Origin of the sequence: Ralstonia sp. TCR112 (genome assembly GCF_007997035.1) — a bacterium.
Classification (GTDB): Bacteria; Pseudomonadota; Gammaproteobacteria; order Burkholderiales; family Burkholderiaceae; genus Ralstonia; species Ralstonia edaphi.
The window spans coordinates 1-21,602 of the sequence record NZ_VOSS01000047.1 but is presented as its reverse complement, the minus strand read 5'-3'; the positions used below and the strand labels follow the sequence as shown (position 1 = coordinate 21,602).

General features: G+C 64.6%; 16 protein-coding genes and 1 pseudogene. 8 read left to right on the top strand and 9 right to left on the bottom strand.

Annotated elements, in window-relative coordinates; genetic code table 11:
- Nucleotides 1-39: 39 nt before the first annotated feature.
- Nucleotides 40-3,159: an efflux RND transporter permease subunit gene (locus FUT88_RS14130; RefSeq protein ID WP_147216006.1), complete on the bottom strand. Its 3,120-nt coding sequence runs from the start codon at nucleotides 3,157-3,159 to the stop codon at nucleotides 40-42.
- A gap of 42 nt (nucleotides 3,160-3,201) precedes the next feature.
- A complete protein-coding gene (locus tag FUT88_RS14125) occupies nucleotides 3,202-4,410 on the bottom strand; it encodes an efflux RND transporter periplasmic adaptor subunit (RefSeq protein ID WP_147216004.1) in 1,209 nt (402 codons plus the stop codon).
- A gap of 186 nt (nucleotides 4,411-4,596) precedes the next feature.
- Here FUT88_RS14125 and hpnD point away from each other — a divergent pair.
- Nucleotides 4,597-5,429 (top strand): annotated as a pseudogene (gene hpnD / locus FUT88_RS14120) (presqualene diphosphate synthase HpnD).
- On the opposite strand, the gene FUT88_RS14115 reads toward hpnD, so the two are convergent.
- The 3 genes from FUT88_RS14115 to FUT88_RS14105 all read right to left on the bottom strand — a co-directional run bounded on the left by FUT88_RS14115 (nucleotide 5,430) and on the right by FUT88_RS14105 (nucleotide 8,751).
- Complete coding sequence (locus FUT88_RS14115; protein ID WP_147216002.1) at nucleotides 5,430-6,614, bottom strand: DUF1501 domain-containing protein; 1,185 nt, start codon at nucleotides 6,612-6,614, stop codon at nucleotides 5,430-5,432.
- A gap of 25 nt (nucleotides 6,615-6,639) precedes the next feature.
- Nucleotides 6,640-8,265: a DUF1800 family protein gene (locus tag FUT88_RS14110; RefSeq protein ID WP_147216000.1), complete on the bottom strand. Its 1,626-nt coding sequence runs from the start codon at nucleotides 8,263-8,265 to the stop codon at nucleotides 6,640-6,642.
- A 69-nt stretch (nucleotides 8,266-8,334) separates the two neighbouring features.
- Nucleotides 8,335-8,751 carry a hypothetical protein gene (locus tag FUT88_RS14105; protein ID WP_261797159.1) on the bottom strand — a complete coding sequence of 139 codons (417 nt, stop codon included), beginning with the start codon at nucleotides 8,749-8,751 and terminating at the stop codon, nucleotides 8,335-8,337.
- A 221-nt stretch (nucleotides 8,752-8,972) separates the two neighbouring features.
- Between FUT88_RS14105 and ompR the strand changes: the two genes are divergently transcribed.
- The 4 genes from ompR (at nucleotide 8,973) to FUT88_RS14085 (ending at nucleotide 12,527) form a co-directional block, all read left to right on the top strand.
- Entirely contained in the window at nucleotides 8,973-9,695 is a 723-nt protein-coding gene (ompR, locus tag FUT88_RS14100) for a two-component system response regulator OmpR (protein ID WP_004627064.1), read from the top strand.
- Nucleotides 9,696-9,728: 33 nt separating this feature from the next.
- Entirely contained in the window at nucleotides 9,729-11,090 is a 1,362-nt protein-coding gene (locus FUT88_RS14095) for an ATP-binding protein (RefSeq protein ID WP_147215997.1), read from the top strand.
- Between the two features lie 284 nt (nucleotides 11,091-11,374).
- Complete coding sequence (locus tag FUT88_RS14090) at nucleotides 11,375-11,923, top strand: peroxiredoxin (RefSeq protein ID WP_027681312.1); 549 nt, start codon at nucleotides 11,375-11,377, stop codon at nucleotides 11,921-11,923.
- Between the two features lie 82 nt (nucleotides 11,924-12,005).
- Nucleotides 12,006-12,527: a carboxymuconolactone decarboxylase family protein gene (locus tag FUT88_RS14085; RefSeq protein ID WP_147215995.1), complete on the top strand. Its 522-nt coding sequence runs from the start codon at nucleotides 12,006-12,008 to the stop codon at nucleotides 12,525-12,527.
- 82 nt (nucleotides 12,528-12,609) lie between these two features.
- On the opposite strand, the gene ispF is transcribed toward FUT88_RS14085, so the two are convergent.
- Both ispF and ispD read right to left on the bottom strand, forming a co-directional pair.
- A complete protein-coding gene (ispF, locus tag FUT88_RS14080; RefSeq protein WP_045202941.1) occupies nucleotides 12,610-13,116 on the bottom strand; it encodes a 2-C-methyl-D-erythritol 2,4-cyclodiphosphate synthase in 507 nt (168 codons plus the stop codon).
- Nucleotides 13,113-13,871: a 2-C-methyl-D-erythritol 4-phosphate cytidylyltransferase gene (ispD, locus tag FUT88_RS14075; protein WP_147215993.1), complete on the bottom strand. Its 759-nt coding sequence runs from the start codon at nucleotides 13,869-13,871 to the stop codon at nucleotides 13,113-13,115. The genes ispF and ispD overlap by 4 nt, the downstream gene beginning before the upstream one ends.
- A 173-nt stretch (nucleotides 13,872-14,044) precedes the next feature.
- Between ispD and mfd the strand changes: the two genes are divergently transcribed.
- From mfd to serB, 3 genes are all read left to right on the top strand, one after another.
- Complete coding sequence (mfd, locus tag FUT88_RS14070; protein ID WP_102067317.1) at nucleotides 14,045-17,476, top strand: transcription-repair coupling factor; 3,432 nt, start codon at nucleotides 14,045-14,047, stop codon at nucleotides 17,474-17,476.
- Nucleotides 17,477-17,513: 37 nt separating this feature from the next.
- On the top strand, nucleotides 17,514-18,707 hold the full coding sequence (gene argE, locus FUT88_RS14065) for an acetylornithine deacetylase (RefSeq protein WP_147215991.1): 1,194 nt from the start codon (nucleotides 17,514-17,516) through the stop codon (nucleotides 18,705-18,707).
- A gap of 111 nt (nucleotides 18,708-18,818) precedes the next feature.
- Entirely contained in the window at nucleotides 18,819-19,676 is an 858-nt protein-coding gene (serB, locus tag FUT88_RS14060) for a phosphoserine phosphatase SerB (RefSeq protein ID WP_147215990.1), read from the top strand.
- Between the two features lie 33 nt (nucleotides 19,677-19,709).
- Here the strand turns inward: serB and FUT88_RS14055 are convergent, their stop codons facing one another.
- Both FUT88_RS14055 and FUT88_RS14050 read right to left on the bottom strand, forming a co-directional pair.
- Nucleotides 19,710-20,924: a cystathionine beta-lyase gene (locus FUT88_RS14055; protein ID WP_147215988.1), complete on the bottom strand. Its 1,215-nt coding sequence runs from the start codon at nucleotides 20,922-20,924 to the stop codon at nucleotides 19,710-19,712.
- Nucleotides 20,925-20,964: 40 nt separating this feature from the next.
- The coding region (locus FUT88_RS14050; protein ID WP_147215986.1) for a hypothetical protein at nucleotides 20,965-21,602 on the bottom strand (638 nt) is incomplete at its 5' end.

Sequence of the window (21,602 nt, the reverse complement as noted above, 5' to 3'; positions counted from 1 at the left end):
CGAGTCCCCTCCCTCGCACCGGCTGCCCGAGCGCAAGCGTCAGACCGTCGGGGCGGCCGCTTGCGCGTCGGGCCGCTTGACGCGGAACCACGCCGCATACAGCGCCGGCAGGAACAACAGCGTCAGCACCGTGGCGATGATCAGGCCACCCATGATGGCGGCGGCCATCGGCCCCCAGAACACGCTGCGCGACAGCGGAATCATTGCCAGCACCGCCGCCGCCGCGGTCAGGATGATCGGCCGGAAGCGACGCACGGCTGCCTCCACGATGGCGTTCCACGTCGGCACGCCAGCCGCGACATCCTGCTCGATCTGGTCCACCAGAATGACCGAGTTGCGGATGATCATCCCGATCAGCGCAGTGATGCCGAGCTGCGCGACAAAGCCCATCGGCGCGCGCAGCAGCAGCAACGTGGCTGCCGCGCCAATCAGCCCCAGCGGCCCCGTCAGGAACACCATCACCGAGCGCGAGAAGCTATGCAACTGCAGCATCAGCAGCGTGAAGATGATGAAGATGCAGAGCGGCATCTGCGCAGCGATGGACGCACCGGCGTTGGCGCTTTCCTCCTCTGCGCCGGCGATCTTGATCTGATAATCCGGCGGCAAATCAGCGCGAATCTTATCCAGCAACGGGTTGATCTGCGCGGTTACGGTTGGACCCTGCACGCCGTCCACCACGTCGGATTGCACGGTGATGCCGTAGTCGCGGTTCTCGCGCCAGATCACGCCGGGTTCCCACGCAAAACCAACTCGCGCTACCTGGGTCAGGGGCACCGTGCGGCCACTGCTGGTCGGGACTTGCACGCGCTGCAGTGCGTCGAGCGTGTTGCGCTCGTCCTCCTGCGGCCGCATCACGATGTCGAGCAGCTTGTCGCCGTCGCGGTACTGGGCGATGGGCGCGCCTGACATCACCGTCTGCGTGACCTGCGAGATGGAACCGGTCGACACGCCGAGCGCGCGCGCCTTGTCCTGGTCAATGTCCAGGCGCAGCACCTTGACGTTCTCGTTCCAGTTGTCGTTCACGCCGACGGTATTCGGATTGGCGCTCATGATGGCCTTGACCTGATCGGCAATCTTGCGCACCCCGCCAATGTCCGGGCCCATCACGCGGAACTGCACCGGATACGGCACCGGCGGCCCGTTCGGCAGCAACTTCACGCGTCCGCGCAGATGCGGGAATTGCGACTTGAGCAGCCCGATAACGTGTTGCCGCACACCCTCGCGTGCCTCCAGCGACGTGGGCATCACGATGGCCTGCGCCACGTTCGTCTGCGGAAGAATCTGGTCCAGCGGCAGGTAGAAGCGCGGCGCGCCGGAGCCGATGAACAGCGTCACGCTGTCAACGTTCTGCTCCTTGCGCATCAGCGCTTCAAAGCGTTTGGCTTCGGCTTCGGTCTGGTTGAAGCTGGAGCCTTCCGGCAACCAAAGTTCGACCATCAACTCTGGGCGGCTGGAATCGGGGAAGAACTGCTTCTCGACGTACTTGAAGCCGAACACGCCGAGCCCAAACGCCACCAGCGTGATGACGATCACCGTCTTGCGGTACTCCACGCACCAATTCACCCAGCCGCGGAAGCGGTTGTAGAACGGCGTGTCGAACAACTCGTGGTGCCCGCCGCCCTCCACATGCGATTTCGTCCGCAGCAGCAGGAAGCCCAGATACGGCACAAACACCACTGCGGCAAACCACGAAAGCACCAGCGCCAGCGCCGTCACCGCAAAAATGCCGAAGGTGTATTCGCCCACCGTCGACCGCGCGAGCCCCACCGGCAGGAACCCCGTGGCGGTGATCAGCGTGCCGGTCAGCATCGGCATGGCGGTCGACGTATAGGCGAAGGTGGCCGCCTCCATCTTGGAGAAGCCCTCTTCCAGCTTGCGCACCATCATTTCGACCGCGATGATCGCGTCGTCCACCAGCAGGCCCAGGGCGATGATGAGCGCACCGAGCGAAATCTTGTGCAGCCCGATGTCGAAGATGTTCATGAACAGGAACGTCACCGCCAGCACCAGCGGGATCGTCAGGCCCACCACCAGCCCCGGCCACACGTCGATGCGCAACTTCGGCTTGGTATGCAACCCGAGCGAGAGGAAACTCACGCCCAGCACAATCACCACCGCCTCGATCAGCACGTGCACGAACTCGCCCACCGAACTCTGCACCGATTTCGGCTGGTTCTGCACCTGCTGCATCTCGATGCCGACGGGCAGCTTCGCGCGGATCTTGTCGACCGTGGCGCGCAAGTCCTTGCCGAGCTGGATGATGTCGCCGCCCTTGGTCATCGAAATGCCCAGGCCGATCACTTCCTTGCCGTTGAAGCGCATCTTGGCGTGCGGCGGATCCACGTAACCGTGCTTGACCGTGGCGATGTCGCCCAGGCGGATGTTCGTCGTGCCACCGGGGCCGCGCAGCGTCAGATTTTCCAAATCGCGGATGTCCGAAAACTGGCCTGACAGGCGGATCTGCACGTTGTCGGTCGGCGTGACCAGCACACCGCTGGGGCCGATGTTGTTCTGCTGGCTGATCTGCGTGGCGATGCTGTTGATGTCCAGCCCCATCTGCGCCAGCTTGGCCTGCTGGAACTCGATGTAGATTTTTTCGTCCTGGTCGCCCAGCAGCTCGACCTTGGCGACGTTGGGCACGCGCAGCAGTTGCTGGCGAATCGCGTCGGCGTAGTCGTTGAGCTGGCGATACGTAAAGCCATCGGCGGACAGCGCATAGATCGAGCCATACACGTCGCCGAAATCATCATTGAAGTACGGCCCGCGCACGCCTTGCGGCAAGGTCGGCGCGATATCGCCGACTTTCTTGCGCACGGTGTACCAAAGCTGCTGCGTTTCCTTGGCGGGCGACGTGTCGGCCAGCTGGAAGGTGACGAGCGTTTCGCCGGGCTTGGAGTAACTGCGGATCTTCCAGGCATACGGCACTTCCTGCAGCGCCTTCTCGATCTTGTCGGTCACCTGGCGCGACATCTGCTCGGCCGTGGCGCCGGGCCAGAAAGCCTGCACGACCATCGCGCGGAAGGTGAAGGGCGGATCTTCATCCTGCCCCAGCTTGGAATACGCAAAGATGCCGCCGAGCAACAGCGCCACCAGCAAGAAGCGCGTGAGCGGCTGATGTTCCAGCGCCCAGCGTGACAGGTTGAAACGGGAATGTTCCATACGCGCGAAGGTTGGCGTGTTTGGGCGGGAGCCGGTTGCGGCTTACCGGCGCGGTGTGATGGCGGACTGCGCCGACGGCTGATCGGCCGGCGCCATCGGCATCACCTTCTGGCCAGCCTTGAGCAGGTGTACGCCAGCGGTCACGATCGTCTGGCCGGGCTGCAGGCCGCTCGTTACCAGCAGCACGTTGTCGCGCGGCGCGCCCACCGTCACCGGCACGGGCTTGACCGTTTGCGATGCAGCGTCGTACAGCCACACGACGTTCTTGCCTTGGTCCTGGAGCAGCGCGCTGATCGGCACGCGTACGCCCATGCCGCCGCTGTCGGCACCACCGCCGGGCCGCACAAAGGTGGCCACCGCCGTCATGCCAAGCCTCAGTTCAGGCGGCGGATTCGGTACCGAAATCTTCACGGTGTACGTGCGCGTAACCGGGTCGGCCGCCGGCGCAATCTCACGCACCTTGGCCGGAATGCTGCGCGACTGATCGGCCCACAACTTGACGCTCACCTCGGGCGATTTGCGCAGCGTATCGACCTGATCCTCGGGAATGCCGACCACGACTTCCTTCTCGGCCGTCTGGGCCACACGCACGACCGGCTGACCCGCGGACACCACCTGCCCGACTTCAGCATCGACGCCCGTCACCACGCCATCTGCGTCGGCTTCGAGCGTGGCATAGCCGGCTTGATTCACCTGGTTGCGATAGCCGGCCCCGGCTTGCTCGTAGCGGGCCTGCGCGGCGTCATAGTTGGCTTGATGGCGCTGCTGCTCGGCCGCGCTGATGAAGCCCTTGGCGAACAGTTCGGAATAGCGCTTGAGATCGGCAGCGGCCAGATCGCGGTCGGTCTTGGCAGCCGACAACTGGGCCTGGGCCGATTGCTGGGCGAGGGCCAGGTCGGTCGGGTCCAAGCGCGCGAGCACCTGCCCTTTCTTGACGGTAGCACCAACGTCCACGAGGCGGGCGACGATCTTGCCCGGCACGCGAAAGCCCAGGCGCGATTCGATGCGCGGGCGGACGTCGCCGGAGAACTCCGCCGTGCCGGCGCCCTGCTCGCTCGTCACCGTCATGGTCCGCACGGGGCGCACGTCGGGCGCCTTGGGCGCCTCCTTGCTGCAGCCGGCCAGCAGCGCCGCGCCGGTCAGCAAAACCGCTGATGCCGTCATCGGTAATGAACGCCGGCGCGGCCGAGACCGCGTGTCGGAGAAACCGGTGAAGTCGGAATGCGGGTACGGCAAACGCAACGCTGGCATGACACGCTCTCAGTAAATAACTGACTGGTCAGTAATATACCCACGGCAATGCGCAGGGTCAACGACACGGCCGCGTCTGATTGACTTTTCTTGGCACCTGCTTAAGCAAGGCTTTACGGCATGCTGCACTGCAACGCGCTGTAGAATGGCCCCCCTGCTTCAAACCTCACCACGACGGCCCTTTCCGTGACCCCCGACGATTACTGCGCCGACAAGGCCGCACCGCCCGGCAGCGATGTGTACTACAGCGTATTGTTTCTGACGCCCGAACGCCGCCGCGCGACCATCGCCCTGGAGGCCGTGCGCCGTGAGCTCGAAGACGCCGTGCGCGACGCGAGCGACCCGGCGGTCGTGCAATCGAAGCTGCAGTGGTGGCGACAGGAGCTTGCGCGGCTGTTCGAGGGCCGCCCCGAACACCCGGCCACAAAGGCCCTGCAGCCGCATCTGGCCCGCTACGACATCGGCGCAGTGCATCTGGGTGAATTGCTGGCGGCGTCGAGGCGGATGCCATGCAGAACCGCTATCTGGATTGGCCGAACCTGCGCCGCCACGGCGATCAGGTGGCAGGCGTGGCAGGCCGGCTGACGGCTCGCATTGCCGGACAGACGCACGCACGCACGCTGGAATTCGCGCGGCTGATGGCGCTGACCGAGCAGCTCGTCCACTTCATCCGGAACCTGGACGAAGACGTGCGGCACAACCGCGTCTACATTCCCGTGGACGAGCTGCAGCGCTTTAACGTCCCCGCCGCCGATCTGTTCAACCGCCGATATGCAGAAGGCTTCAAACCGTTGATGACCTTTCAGGCCGAGCGCGCCCGGGCAACGTACAAGGAAGCGCTCGCCGCGCTGCCGGCTGAAGACCGCCGCGCCCAGCGCTCGGCGCTGATTCGCGGCGTGCTCGCCATGCGCCTGCTCGACGAGGTGGAAGCGGACGGCTTCCAGGTGCTCACGCAGCGCACGGACCTGACGCCGCTGCGCAAGCTGTGGCTGGCTTGGAAGACGCAGATCCGCGGTTGATCAGGCTTTGATGAGATCCAGCGGCGCAAACCGCCCCGCTAGCACCGGTTGCGAATCCATCCCCCACCAGCGCTCCAGCACCGTGGCATAAAGCGAGCGGAAATCGACCGACGGGTCGAGATTGCCGCCGCCGTCCAGGCGTTCCAGCACCGGCCCCTGACCGGCCAATCCTCCCTTCACGCGTCCGCCGGCCACGAAATGCGCGGCCGCCGTGCCGTGATCCGTACCGCTGTTCAGGTTTTCACGCGGGCGGCGACCAAACTCCGAGTACGTGACGATCAGCGTGTCGTTCCAACGGCCCAACTCGGTCAACGCGCTCTTCAGCGAAGCGATGCCGTCGCCCAACTGCCGCAGCAGGTTCGCCTGCGTGCCTTGCTGATTGGTATGGGTATCGAAGCTACCCAGCGACAGGCACACCACGGCGACGTCCGCACCGCCATGGCCCGGCGCAGCCACCACCTGCATCGCCGCCTTGATCGAGTTGCCGAACCCGCCGTCAGGAAAGCGCGTCTGGAACGCGAATTTGCCGGATTTCGGGCGCAGCCCATCGGCGGCCTTGACGATATCCGCCTCCACCTTCAACACATGCGCGAGCGTGGCGTTGCCCATGGCGTGCGAAGGCATCGCCAGCTTGGCTTCGTTGAGGAACGCATCGGGATTGGCCAGTGCGACCGCGCGTGCGCCGCCGTCGAGCGGGCCGAGATCGGCACTGCCGATGATCACGCCATCGGCGCCGAACGATGCCGGCACCGGCTGCGCGGCAAACGCACGCGTCAACCAGCCTTCGCGCAGGTATTGGTCGGAGCGCGACGCTGTGTCCCAGATCTCGATCGAACGGAAGTGCGAGAGATTCGGCTGCGGATACGACAACCCCTGCACCACCGACAATTCCCCCGCCTGCCACAGCGGCATCATCGCCTGCAAAGACGGATGCAGCCCGTAGCGGTCATCCAGCTGCAGCACCTGCTCCCGCTTGATGGCGATGCGCGGGCGCAGCGCGTAATACTGCGCGCTCGTGTACGGCACCACGGTGTTCAGCCCGTCGTTGCCGCCCTTCAGTTCGATGAGGATGAGCAGGTTGCCGTAGCCCTTGCGCTTGTCCTGCCCTTGCGCGAAGACAATCCCCGGTACAGCGCCGCCCATGCCGAGCATGGCGCCTGCCTTCAGAAAATCGCGACGTTCCATGATGTGTGCTCCTGCGGCGGTGGCGTTACTTCAACTGGTAAGCCGGGTCCATCATCAGCGTACGCAGGTACGCCGTACCGGCCAGCTTGACGGGAATCGGCGCGGTCGGCTCGATGGGCAACACGGCGCGCTGGATCGAAATGCGCGGCGCCAGCTGCGGTGGATCATCGCCATCCGCGCCAAACTGTGCGAGCCACTTGGCCGAGTTGAACGACACCATCGTCTGCGACTGCGCCAGCTTGAAGCGCCCCTCCTGCCCCATGCCCTTGAGCGCCTGGCCCAGCCCTTGCACGGCACCGCCCTGTTTCAGGTCTTGGCGCATGGCGGCCATCATCATGCCGGGCTTCTGCTGTTGCGCCTGTTGGCTGCCCGGCGGGGCCTTCATCTCCGTCGAGCGGAACAGTTGATCGAGAAACTGCTTGCGCCCCAGCAGCGTGGTCGAGTTGATCCACGCATCGCCGCCCGGCCAGCCCTTCACGTTCGGCGGTGCCAGCAGGTTCTGCCCCAGCTGCGCAGACTTGATGGCAAATGGCGTGGGATCGGTGTATTGCACGTTGAACTGCTTGAGCGTGCCGACGATCATCTCCACCGGCGACTTCACCAGCGTCGCATGCGATTGCGGCGCCCAGAACGCCGGCGTCAAGAACAGCCCGCGCAACGCCACCTTGATGTCGTAACCGCTTGCGCGGAACGCATCGGCCACGCGCTGCGCCTGTGCCGCATCCACATCCGGCGAAATAAATTCGTGCCAAAGCTTGGTGACGATGAAATTGGCCGTCTCCGGGCGAGACAGCAGGATGTCGAGCATCTGGTCGCCGTCGTAATCGCCGCTCTGGCCAAACACCGTCTTCACGCCCGTGTCGTGAATCTGCGGCCGCCAGATGTAGGCGAAATCGTGCTCGCGATCGATACTCCAGCCCGTGTAGGTTCGCGCGGCTTCCTTGATGTCCTGCTCGGTGTAATGTCCCTCGCCGAGCGTGAACAGCTCCATCACTTCCCGCGCGAAATTCTCGTTCGGCTTGCCCTTGCGGCTCTCGGCACCGTCCAGATAAATCAGCATCGCCGGGTCTTTGCCGATGGCGTGCAGCATCGTGCCGAAGTTGCCGACCGCGTTCTGCCGCAGCAGCACGTTCTGCCGATACATCAACTGCGCGAACGGCACCTTCTGCGAACTGGAAACAAAATGGTTGTGCCAGAACAGCGTCATGCGCTCTGTCAGCGGCGACGGCGTCTTGATCATCTCGCCCATCCACCAGGCACGCAATTCCAGCTCGTGCGCGGCATTCTTCTGGCGCGCCGCCTTGCGGGCGTCTTCGTCGGGCAGCTTGTTGTACGGGATGATCGGCTCGTTCACCCACGCTGGGGGTGCCTGCGTGGCAACCGTGCCTGTCTGGGCAAGGACGCGGTCGACGGCTTCGCGGTGCGTGAGCCCGGCGTAGGCATCGAGTTCGCCCTCGGAAGGCGCAAAGCCGACGCGGGTGAGGAAATACCGCGCATCGTCGCGGTCCAGGCGCTGCTCGTCGGCGGCGGGCGCCTTGGCTTGCGCAGTGTGGCGATGCGGCTTGTTCTGCGTGGCCGCATGCGCGGTCTGCAGTGACAACGCGCCGGCCACTGCCACCGCGAAGAAGATCGTGGTGCTACGGATTCGCATGTCGGTCCCCCGAAACGACCCTACTGCTTTGCCGGGGCAGCGACTCGTGCGCCGTTCCTCGGCCCCTACCTAGCCGCCACGGTGGTAGATATCCCGCGTGACGTCATAGATGTTCTGACGCAATTGCTTGCGTTCCTCGGGAGACAGCTTGCGTTGCCCAGACCCTCGATCGGCATTCTCTCCGCGGCGGTTTTCCATCGCGGCGGCGCGGCGGCTGCGTTCCTCGCCACCCCGACCGCGCGCCGGACCCTGCCCGCCCTTCTTTTCCTGCGCGCCGGCCTGCATTGCATGCCCGCCGCCGAAAAAGCCCCCGAAACCGCCAAAGCCACCGCGTTCACCGCGCGCGTGCGCCTGCGAGCCGGCCGCACAGAGGGCAAGAACACAGGTCAACAGCGCCGCGCGCCGCCGAAACATCACCGAGCGATTCGAAAGAGGAAGTTGAGAAGCCACGTCTTTGTTGCTGGAAACCGATGCGCCATGCATCATTGCGCGACAATCGATAACAGGCAACCGCATTGCACGCCAGTCCCCTCCGCAGGGGGGAAACAGACCCCAAACCGTTGCGAGGAACTGCCAAGGCAGTGTAGCTGCGCGTCCTACAGACTGTTCGCGTGACTCGGTAAATAATGTAACCGTCTGTTTCAATTGGGCTTTTACTGCCTCCTGTTGTCGATTGGGCCCATGTTTTTGTCGTTACCATAAGCGCCATGGAAAATTCCGGTCAAAAGATTCTCGTCGTCGACGACGACCCCCGCCTGCGCGACCTGCTGCGCCGCTACCTGGGGGAACAGGGCTTCACCGTGCTGGTGGCGGAAAACGCCACAGCCATGAACAAACTCTGGCTGCGCGAGCGCTTCGACCTGCTGGTGCTCGACCTGATGATGCCCGGTGAAGACGGCTTGTCGATCTGCCGTCGCCTGCGCGGCGCGAACGATCAGACGCCCATCATCATGCTCACCGCCAAGGGCGAAGACGTCGACCGCATTGTCGGCCTTGAAATGGGTGCGGACGATTACCTCCCCAAGCCGTTCAACCCCCGCGAACTGATTGCGCGCATCCACGCCGTGCTGCGCCGCCGCGGCCCGGCCGAAATCCCGGGTGCGCCGTCGGAGACGCCCGAAACTTTCGCCTTTGGCGATTTCGTGCTCAACCTGGCCACGCGCACGCTCAAGAAAAACGACGAAGAGATCACGCTCACGACGGGCGAATTCTCCGTGCTCAAGGTGTTTGCACGCCATCCGCGCCAACCCCTATCGCGCGAGAAGCTGATGGAAATGGCGCGCGGCCGCGAATACGAAGTGTTCGATCGCAGCCTTGATGTGCAGATTTCGCGCCTGCGCAAGCTGATCGAACCCGACGCCAGCAACCCGCGCTTCATCCAGACCGTGTGGGGCCTGGGCTACGTGTTCATTCCCGACGGCGCCAAGTAAGCGTCCGGGCAACCCTTCTTTTCCGCATCCGACTTGCGCATCCCGCGTCCGGCCGCGTTGCGGCGTCTGCTGATCAGTGTGTTTGGTTCGCTGTTCTGGCGAACCTTCATGCTGATCGCATTGCTGATCGCGATCTCTCTGGGCGTGTGGTTCCAGAGCTTCCGTATTTTCGAGCGTGAGCCGCGCGCGCAGCAGATCGCGATGCAGGTGGTCAGCGTGGTCAAGCTCACGCGGGCGGCGCTGCTGTATTCGGATCCGTCGCGACGCCGCTTCCTCTTGCTTGATCTCGTGCAGAACGAGGGCATCAAGGTCTACCCGCGCGAGAAGGAAGACGAATACCGCGAGCCGCATACCAACCCGTATCTGACGCAGCTTGTCCAGCAGGAAATCCGCAACCGGCTCGGTGCCGACGCGGTGATCGCCACGGCCGTTAATGACATCCCGGGCGTGTGGGTGAGCTTCCAGATCGAGGGCGACGACTATTGGGTCGCCATCAGCCCGGACCGTTTCGAGCACGTGCCTGGTTTGCAGTGGCTCTGGTGGTCGATGGCGGCGCTGGTGCTGTCGGTGCTGGGCGCGGCGTTCATTACGTCACGCGTGAACCAGCCACTCAAACGCCTGGCCGATACGGCGCGCGCCATCAGTGCTGGTGAAGACCCGAAGGCATTGCCCGAAGGCGGCGGCACCGAAGTGGCGCAGGCGAATCACAGCTTCAACCAGATGGTGCGCGACCTCAAGCAGCTTGAGGCCGACCGCGCCGTCATGCTGGCCGGCATCTCGCACGACCTGCGCACGCCGCTCACGCGCCTGCGCCTGGAAACCGAGATGAGCCCCGTCGACGAGCAAACGCGCGAGCTGATGGTGGCCGACATCGAGCAGATGGACGCGATCATCGGCCAGTTCCTAGACTACGCGCGCCCCAGCGGCGAAATGCTCGAAGACGTCGACCTGACGGAACTCGTGCGCGACACAGCGCCCGTCTACTCCGCACACGACGACATCGACCTTACCCTCAAGCTCGCGCCCGAGGCGATCGCCCGCTGCAACCGCATGGAAACGCAGCGCATTCTCGACAACCTGATCGAAAACGCACGGCGCTACGGCAAGACGCCGGGCACGAACCGCGCCGAAATTACCGTCAGCACATTCCTGCAAGGCAACGAGGTTGTATTGTGCGTGGCCGATCGCGGTGCGGGTGTGCCGACGGATCAGCTTGCGTTGCTCACCCGGCCGTTCTACCGCCTCGAATCGGCGCGCAGCGAAGCCAAGGGCGCCGGGCTCGGCATGTCGATCGTCAATCGCATCTTGCAGCGCAGCGGCGGCCGGCTGGCGCTCGAGAACCGCACACCGCCCGAAACCGGACTGCTCGTCAGCGCCTGCTACGCGCGCGCCTGATACGGCACACCGTCTGGCCCGCGCGTCCGGGCACACCCCCTGCTTCCCACCACTGTCATGCGTCGCCGATAAGGTGCGGCGGCAGGCCGCGCTATGGTTGGCGTTGAGAATATCAATTGGCCGGTTTTGAAATCCTCGCCAATACTCCAGCCGCCAGGCTGCGCGCCTGCGCGTTCTTCGTCTCCGTCCGAACGCCTCAGCCGGACCGGACGGCCGGTGAGCGTGTGTTTGCAAATCCCCGTTTGGGTTCCGTACCCATTGCCACACAACTCCAGGAGAAGCTCATGAAGACCATTGGTGACAAGCTCGAACCGTTCAAGGTCGTCGGCGTCAAGCCCGGGTTCAACAATCACGAGGAGAACGGCGAGTCGGCGTTCGAAGACATCACCGAAACCTCGTTCCCGGGCAAATGGAAAGTCATCTTCTTCTATCCGAAGGACTTCACTTTTGTGTGCCCGACCGAAATCGTTGCCTTCGCCAAACTGAACGACGACTTTGCCGACCGCGACACGATCGTGCTTGGCGGCTCGACCGACAACGAATTCGTCAAGCTCGCATGGCGCCGCGAGCACAAAGACCTGAACAAGCTCAACCAGTGGTCGTTTGCCGACTCGACGGGTGCCCTGGTCGACCAGCTTGGCGTACGCGAGCATGAGGCCGGCGTTGCGTTGCGCGCCACGTTCATCGTCGACCCGGACAACGTCATCCAGCACGTGTCGGTCAACAACCTGAACGTGGGTCGCAACCCGGACGAAGTGCTGCGCATTCTCGACGGCCTGCAGACGGACGAACTGTGCCCGTGCAACCGCGCAGTGGGCGGTTCGACGCTGTAACGGCCGCGCGGCGCCCTACCCAGCCGAAGCCCGCCGTTGCCGCGGGCTTTCATTTTTCGGTGCCCGCTGACAGGAGAAATCGATGGAATTTCTGCAGACGATCAAGGGCCGGATTCCCGACTACGCCAAAGACATTCGCCTGAACCTGGATGGCACGATCGCGCGCTCCTCGCTGGAGGGCAATGATGCGGTCGGCGTCGCATTGGCGGCCGCCTTTGCCGCGAAGAGCAAGGTGTTGACCGACGCCATCCGCAATGCCGGGGTGCTGTCGCCCGAGGAGGTGAACGGCGCGCTGACCGCCGCTGCCCTGATGGGCATGAACAACGTCTGGTATCCGTACGTCGAGATGGCCGACGATTCCGACCTGGCGCAGCAGAAGGCGGAATTGCGCATGAACGCTTACGCCAGCAACGGCGGCGTCGACAAGCGCAGGTTCGAGATGTACGCCCTGGCCGCGTCCATCATCGGCAAATGCCATTTCTGCATCAAATCGCACTACGACTTACTGAAGAATCACCAGGGCATGAGCGCGCAGCAATTGCGCGATGTCGGCCGCATTGCGGCTGTCGTCAACGCGGCGGCGCAGGTCATCGCGGCCGAATAACTGCGTCGATTACATAAACAAAAAAACGGCAGCCCGGTTCCCTCCGGTGCTGCCGTTTGCCTTGCGCGATGGCGACGCGAACTCAGTCCTGATCGGCGGCTTCTGCGCGATAGATCAACACCACCGCCTGCGCGACGATGCCTTCCTCCTTGCCTTCGAAGCCGAGCTTCTCGTTCGTCTTGGCCTTGACGTTGCAACGCTCGGGTGCAATGCCCAAGTCTTCGGCAAGGTTCGCCACCATGCCCGGCACATGCGGCGCGAGTTTCGGTTTCTGCGCGATGACGGTGGCGTCGACATTGCCGACCGCGTAGCCCGCCTTGTGCACGCGGCGCACGGCTTCGCGCAGCAGCACGCGGCTGTCGGCGCCGGCAAAGGCCGGATCGGTGTCGGGAAAGTGCCGGCCAATGTCGCCCAGGCCGGCAGCGCCGAACAGCGCATCGGTAATCGCATGCAGCAGCGCGTCAGCGTCGGAGTGGCCCAGCAGCCCGCGTGTGTGCGGAATCTCCACGCCGCCCAGGATCAGCTTGCGGCCCTCCACCAGCGCGTGCACGTCGTAGCCCTGGCCAATGCGGATGTCCATCCAGTTCATGCTTGCGATGCCTCGTTCGGTTGTGCGCCCTGCGCGAGGATGGCCTCGGCCAGCGCGAAATCGTCGGGATACGTCACCTTGAAGTTGCGCAGCGCTCCCGGCACAAGCAGCGGCGGGTGACCGGCGGCTTCAATCGCGCTGGCTTCATCGGTGACGATGCGATGTTGCAGCAGCGCTTCCCGCAAGGCGCGCTCCAGCAGCCCGAGTGGAAACATCTGCGGCGTCTGCGCTTGCCACAGGCCGTCGCGCGGCACGGTCGCGTCGATGTGCTGGGCTGCATCGGCGCGCTTGAGCGTGTCGGCCACGGGCAGCGCAAGGATGCCCCCCGCAGCTTGCGTGCCTTCGGTCTCCACCGCCGCGACCAATCGCGCGATCAGCGCCGGCGTCAGGCCCGGGCGCGCCGCATCGTGCACGAGCACCCAGTCGTCATCCTGTGCGCCGAGGCCGCGCAATGCCGCCAGCCCATGCGTGACCGATGCGTGGCGCGAGTCGCCACCGCAATCGACCTCCACCAGCTTGGGCGCATCGAAACCACCGTCGGGAAAGCGCTGCACCAGCGGCTGTGCGCCGGGCGTCGTCACCACCAGCACGGTGTCGATTTCGGGGCTGGCCAGGAACGCCTGCGCGGTATGCCAGAGCATCGGCCGCCCGGCAATCGCCTGATATTGCTTGGGCAGATCGCCGCCGGCGCGCGAGCCGGTGCCGGCCGAGGGAATCAGCGCAAAACGGCGGCGGCCAGGGTGGGAAATCGACATGACAGGCGGGAAAGTGAACGTGGGCGCGGCATTTGCGTGGGTTTTGGCCCCCGCCAAGCGCGCGGCTGGCGCGGATTTTATAATAGCGGTCTGCGTCACGACACCCCGCCTGCACATGCCGGCGGGGTGTCGTGCTTTGTCTTGCAGTCGCGCCCCACACAACGTCACGCCTCATGTCCGATTTTTCGCTCTCCGCCCTGCCCGCCGTCAAACCGGGCTCGCGCTTCGTCTTCAGCGGCCTGCAGGGGGCGGCAGATGCCCTGCTGCTGGCGCGCTACCTCGAGCAGCATCGCGCCGCCGTGCCGATGCTGGCGGTGGTCTGCGCCAATGCCGTCGATGCCCAGCGCCTGGCGGAGGAGCTACGCTGGTTTGCCCCGCAGGCGCGCGTGAAGCTGCTTCCTGACTGGGAAACGCTGCCGTACGACAACTTCTCGCCGCACCAGGATTTGATCTCCGAGCGGCTGGCGACGCTGCATGACCTGCAGAACGGTGCATGCGACATCCTGCTCGTGCCGGCCTCCACGGCGCTGCAACGCGTGGCGCCGCCATCATTCCTGGCCGCCTACACGTTCTTCTTCAAAAAGGGCGAAAAGCTGGACGAGGCGGCGCTGAAAGCGCAGTTCACGCTGGCCGGCTATGAGCATGTCAGCGCCGTGATGCGCCCAGGCGAATACTCCGTGCGCGGCGGCCTGATCGACCTGTTCCCGATGGGCTCGCCGCTGCCATATCGGCTCGACCTGTTTGGCGACGAAATCGAGACCATCCGCTCGTTCGACCCCGACACGCAGCGCAGCCTCTACCCGGTCAACGAAGTCCGCCTGCTGCCGGGCCGCGAATTTCCGATGGACGAGGCCTCGCGCACGGCCTTCCGCGGTCGCTGGCGCGAGGTGTTCGAGGGTGACCCGACGCGCTCGCCCATCTACAAGGACATCGGCAACGGCGTGCCCAGCGCCGGCATCGAGTATTACCTGCCGCTGTTCTTCGAAGAGACCGCGACGCTGTTCGACTACCTGCCGGGTGCCACGCATCTTGCCTTCGTGGGCGACATCGAAGGCGCGGTGCGTCGCTTCTGGGCCGACACCACGCAGCGCTACAACTTCATGCGCCACGACCGCGAGCGGCCGCTGCTGCAGCCGTCTGCGCTGTATCTGGATGAAGAGGCGTTCTTCGTCGCCGCCAAGCCGCACGCGCGTCTGGTGTTGCGCGCGGAGCCCGGCGATGCACCGCTTTCGCTGCCGTTGCCGAACGTGGCCGTCAACCGCCGCGCCGAAGACCCGCTGGTCAATCTCGAATCGTTCCTGATGCGCAGCAATTGCCGCGTGATGATCTGCGCCGAATCCGCAGGCCGCCGCGAGACACTTGCGCAAATGCTGGCCGCCAGCGGCCTGCATCCTGAAGGCGTCGCGGACTTCGCCGACCTGATGAGCGGCGATGCCAAGTTCGTGCTGGGCGTGGCACCGCTGTACCAGGGTTTCATCCTCGGCGACGAACGCATCGCGCTGATCACCGAAACCGAGCTGTACGCGCAGACCGTGCGCCGCGCCGGTCGCCGCAAGCAAGAACAGGCCACCGCCGTCGATTCGATGGTGCGCGATCTGGCCGAGCTGAAGATCGGCGACCCCGTGGTGCACAGCGAACACGGCATCGGGCGCTACCAGGGGCTGGTCTCCATCGACATGGGCAACGGCGAGGAAGAATTCCTGCACCTCGATTACGACAAGGGCAGCAAGCTCTACGTGCCGGTGCATCAGTTGCATGTGATCTCGCGCTACTCGGGCGCCGATCCGGAAACGGCACCGCTGCATTCGCTCGGCTCCGGCCAGTGGGAAAAGGCCAAGCGCAAGGCGGCGCAGCAGATTCGCGATACGGCCGCCGAACTGCTGAACCTGTACGCGCGACGTGCGCTGCGCCAAGGCTTCGCATTCCCGCTCACGCCGGAGGACTACGCCACGTTTGCCGAGAGCTTCGGCTTTGACGAAACACCCGATCAAGCCGCCGCCATCGCAGCGGTGATCGGCGACATGACCTCGGGCAAGCCGATGGACCGCCTCGTCTGCGGCGACGTCGGTTTCGGCAAGACGGAAGTCGCGCTGCGTGCCGCATTTGTTGCGGTGATGGGCGGCAAGCAGGTGGCCATCCTGGCGCCGACCACGCTGCTGGCCGAACAGCACTACCAGACGCTGGTCGACCGCTTTGCCGACTGGCCGGTGCGCATTGCCGAGATTTCGCGTTTCAAGAACAAGAAAGAGATCGATGCCGCGATCGAAGCCATCAACGCCGGCACGATCGACATCGTGATCGGTACGCACAAGCTGCTCTCGCCGGACGTGAAATTCGACCGCCTGGGGCTCGTCATCATCGATGAAGAGCATCGCTTTGGCGTGCGCCAGAAGGAAGCGCTCAAAACGCTGCGCGCCGAGGTGGACGTGCTCACGCTGACGGCCACGCCGATCCCACGCACGCTGGGCATGGCGCTGGAAGGCCTGCGCGATTTCTCGGTGATCGCCACGGCGCCGCAAAAGCGCCTGGCCATCAAGACATTCCTGCGCCGCGAGGAAGACGGCGTGCTGCGCGAGGCCATCCTGCGCGAGTTGAAACGCGGCGGCCAGGTCTACTTCCTGCACAACGAAGTCGAAACCATCGAGAACAAGCGCGCCAAGCTCGAAGAGCTGATTCCGGAAGCGCGCGTGGTCGTCGCTCACGGCCAGATGCACGAGCGCGAGCTGGAGCGCGTGATGCGCGATTTTGTGGCGCAGCGCGCGAACATCCTGCTGTGCACGACGATCATCGAGACCGGCATCGACGTGCCGACCGCCAACACGATCCTGATCCACCGCGCCGACAAGTTCGGCCTGGCGCAGTTGCACCAGTTGCGCGGTCGCGTCGGGCGCTCGCACCACCAGGCCTATGCGTATTTGCTGGTGCATGACGTCGACGGCCTCACCAAGCAGGCGCAGCGCCGCCTTGAAGCCATTCAGCAGATGGAAGAATTGGGGGCGGGCTTCTACCTGGCGATGCACGATCTGGAAATCCGCGGCGCCGGCGAAGTGCTGGGCGACAAGCAATCGGGCGAGATTTCCGAGATCGGCTTCCAGCTCTACACCGACATGCTCAACCAGGCGGTGAAGTCGCTCAAAGCCGGCAAGGAACCCGACCTGATGGCCCCGCTGGCGGCCACGACCGAGATCAACCTCGGCACGCCCGCCCTGCTGCCGCAAGACTATTGCGGCGATGTGCAGGAGCGCCTGTCGCTGTACAAGCGCCTGGCCAACTGCGAGAGCAGCGAAACGATCGACAACATCCAGGAGGAGCTGATCGACCGTTTCGGCAAGCTGCCGCCGCAAGCGCAATCGCTCATCGAAACGCACCGGCTGCGCATTGCCGCCGCGCCGCTGGGTATCCGGAAGATCGACACCGGCGCGAATGCCGTCACGCTGCAGTTCATCCCCAACCCGCCTGTTGACGCCATCAAGATCATCGATCTCGTGCAGAAGAACCGGCAGATCAAGCTGGCGGGACAGGATCGCCTGCGCATCGAGAACATTCCTGCCGAATTCGCTGCGCTGACGCAGACCATTCGCCATGCCATGCGGCAATTGGCGTGATCCGGTAGCATCCGCCGATCAGAACAAGGAAACCATCATGAGCACCGCCCCCACACCGTTCTCCACCCTCGACTGGACGAACAAGCTCGTCAGCTTCGACACCACGAGCCGCGGCTCGAACCTGGCGCTGATCGAAACCGTGCGCGACTACCTGCGCGGCGTCGGCCTCAAATCGCATCTGTCGCACAACGACGATGGCAACAAGGCCAATCTGTTCGCCACAATTCCGGCCGCGGACGGCAGCGTGCAAGGCGGCATCGTGCTGTCGGGCCATACCGATGTGGTGCCGGTGGACGGCCAGAAATGGGACAGCAACCCGTTTGCGCCGGAAGTGCGCGACGGCAAGCTGTACGGGCGCGGCACCTGCGACATGAAGGGGTTCATCGCCTCCTCGCTGGCGCTGGTACCGTCGTTGCTGCAGGCCCAGCTGCGCGAGCCGGTGCATTTCGCGCTGTCGTATGACGAGGAAGTCGGCTGCGTGGGCGCCCCACGCATGATCGAAGACTTGATCACCCGCGGCATCAAGCCCGCCGGCTGCATCGTCGGCGAGCCCACCTCCATGCGCCCGATCGTCGCCCACAAGGGCATCAACGCCTACCGCTGCCGCGTGCACGGCCGCGCCGCGCATTCATCACTCACGCCACAGGGCGTAAACGCCATCGAATACGCCGCGCGCATCATCTGTTTCGTGCGTGACTTGGCCGACGAATTCCGCGCCAAGGGCCCGTTCGACGATGCATTTGACGTGCCTTTCACCACGGCATCGACGGGTCTCATCAACGGCGGGATTGCGCTGAACACGATCCCCGCGCTGTGCGAGCTGGTATTCGAATTCCGCAACCTGCCGGGCGTGGATGCGCCGGCCATCCGGGCACGCGTCGAGCGCTATGTGCGCGAAACCATCGAGCCCGCCATGCAGCGCGAGCATCCGGACGCCCGCATCGAACTCGACGAGATTGCCGCCGCGCCGTCGCTGGACGCCTCGGAGCAAGCCGCCATCACGCAGCTTGTGCGTGTGCTGACCGAAGACAACGACAAGCGCAAGGTCGCCTACGGCACCGAAGCCGGCCTCTTCCAGCGCGCCGGCATTCCGGCCGTGCTGTGCGGTCCGGGCAACATCGAGCAGGCGCACAAGGCGAACGAATACGTCGAACTGGCCCAGCTCGACGCCTGCGACCGCTTCCTCGCCAAGGTGGCACGCAGCCTGATGGTCGAGACCACGTCCGCCTAACGCTTACACAGCAACGCCTCACCTTTTGGTGGGGCGCATGCCGCCCGGGGCGTTCGCTACAATAGCGGGCTTCCCCGGCGCCGAACTGCCGCACCCCGCTCCTGTCACTCCATGCCCGTCATTCTGCAAAGCCTGTCGCCGCTGTCGACCGGCGACATTGAATCCATCCGCAGCCTGTTCGGCAGCGCCACCTATGAGATGCGCGCGCCCAACGTCGCCGCCATCGAATGGGTGCACGAACTGCCCAGCGAATTGCGCGTCCAGCTGGATGCCATCTGCTCCAACCTGAAGCTGGACTACGCGTGGATTCCCGACGAATGGACGTTCGGCGATTTCCGTGTGCTGGCGATGGACATGGATTCGACGCTGATCACCATCGAGTGCATCGACGAAATCGCAGATTTCTGCGGGCTCAAGCCGCAAGTTGCCGCCATCACCGAAGCGTCGATGCGCGGCGAAATCAAGGATTTCAACGAGAGCCTGACGCGCCGCGTCGAACTGCTCAAAGGCCTGGATGCAAGCGTGCTGGAGCGGGTCTACGCCGAGCGCCTGCAGCTCTCCCTCGGCGCAGAAAAGATGCTCAAGGCCGTGCAGGCACTGGGCATTCGCACGCTGCTGGTGTCGGGTGGCTTTGAATTCTTCACCTCGCGCCTGCAGGAGCGCCTGGGGCTGGATCGCACGCGCGCCAACACGCTGGAAATCGTGGATGGCAAACTGACCGGCCGCGTGCTCGGCGAGATCGTCAACGCGGATGTGAAGGCGCAGACGCTCAAGGCGTTCTGCCAAGAACTGGGCGTGTCGCCGCATAACGCCATCGCCATGGGCGACGGCTCGAACGATTTGAAGATGATGGGTGTGGCGGGCCTGTCGGTCGCGTTCCGCGCCAAGCCCATCGTGCAGGCACAGGCCGACGTGGCATTCAATGTTGTCGGCCTGGATGGGCTGTTGAATTTGTTTCCGCAGCAATAAGCTGCTGCGGAAATTTCCACCTGCGGAAACGCGTTACGCCGCCCGCAGGTGCATCTCCATCGCCTGCTTCAAATCCGCAATCAAATCACGCGGATCTTCCAGCCCGATATACAGCCGCACAAAACCGCCCGCGTTCTCCCAATCGGCCGGCGGCCAAGCGGTCGCCGTGCGCATCGACGGGATGTTGTACGGCAATGCCAGGCTGTGCGCCCCGCCCCACGAAAAACCGATCGCAAAGTAGCGCAAGCCTTCAATGAAGGCGTCGATCTGCGCCTGCGAATAGCGCTCGTGCAGCACGATCGAGAACAAACCGCTTGCGCCGGTAAAGTCGCGCTTCCAGTTTTCATGGCCCGGACAATCGGGCAGCGCCGGGTGCAGCACGCGCACGACTTCAGGGCGGTCCGCCAGCCATTCGGCCACTTCGCGGGCGTGCGCGTCATGGGCGGCCAGGCGCGTCGGCAGGCTCGGAAGGCCGCGCAGCACGAAATAGCAATCGTCCGCCGAAACGCCCCAGCCCATGCGCATCCGCGTGGCCAGCAGCTTGTGGTGCAGCGCTTCGTCGTTCGTGATGGCGGCGCCCATCAGCACATCGCTGCCGCCTGATTGATACTTGGTCAGCGCCTGCACGGAGATGTCGATGCCGTGCTCGAACGGCTGGTAGTACACGCCGCCGCTCCAGGTGTTGTCGATGGCGGTGATGGCGCCGGCCTTGCGCGCCACCTCGGCGATGGCCGTGCAGTCGGGCACTTCCATCGTGACGGATCCAGGCGCTTCGAGCCACACGAGCTTCGTGTTGTGGCGCATGAGGTCGGCAATGCCGGCGCCGATCATCGGGTCGTAGTAGCGCACGGTGATGCCGAACTGACGCGCCATCCACTCGCCGTGGTCACGGTTCGGGCCGTAGGCGTTGTCCGGAATCAGCACGTCGTCGCCCGATTTGATCAGCGAGAAGTACACCAGCGAAATCGCCGCCAGCCCCGAAGGCAGCAGCAGCGTATGGGAGCCGCCCTCGATCTGCGCCAGGGCCTGGCACAGCGTGTCGGAAGTGGGTGTGGCATGCAGGCCGTAGCGCCAGTGCACCACACTGCCGCTACCGAAGGCCCGCATGTCGGCGAGATTCTTGAACACCACCGTCGATGCACGATGCGTGGCATGCGAGAACGCCGTGAAGCCCGGCGGGATCTGCAATTCCGGATGCACGGCTTGGGTCGCGGGAAACATCGGCGGGAGCTTGGTGTCGTCGTTCACGTGGTTTCCTGTTTGTGGCGGATGAGCGATTTCGGGCGGCTTACCAGTGCGCGCTTGATCGTGTCGGACTGCCGGCGGGCGGTGCGATCTGGCCCGGCCCGGCAGGAACCAGCGGCGTCATTGGCGTGGCAGGCGTCGCCGCATTGCTGTTGGCTGCGGCATCGTACGGCGGAATCACGACCACCGCGACGGGCCGCAGCACAAACGGCAGCGTATGGCCGTCGTGGGCCACGTCCGTCCACGTGCCGCGCACGACGCCGTGACCGTCGATGGCGCCCTCCCATGTGCCGGTGACGTGCGTACCGTCATCGGACTCTTCCATGAGAAAGCCGCCGTTTTCATATTCGCCGGTCACCAGGCGCACGCCCGCCGCATTGCCCGGGACGTATTCGCCGTGGACGCTGTCGATTTCGCCGGCCTTGCGGCCGAGACGCATGCGGATCGGCATGTCGCCGATCACGCCGGTATAGACGGGATATTTTGCGTAGTCGGGCTGGGGTTGCAGCACGTGCAACGGCGACGTCTGCGCCGAGAACGCGTTGTCGCCCTTCCTGGCCTGAGCGCGGCGCTTGTCGCCATCGGCAATGGCGCGGTTCAGGCCCAGGTCGCCGGGCTGCACGTTGGTGCTGCCGGTCGACACGTCGTAGCCGTTGTTGGCCGCCGGTGTCTGCGCAGACA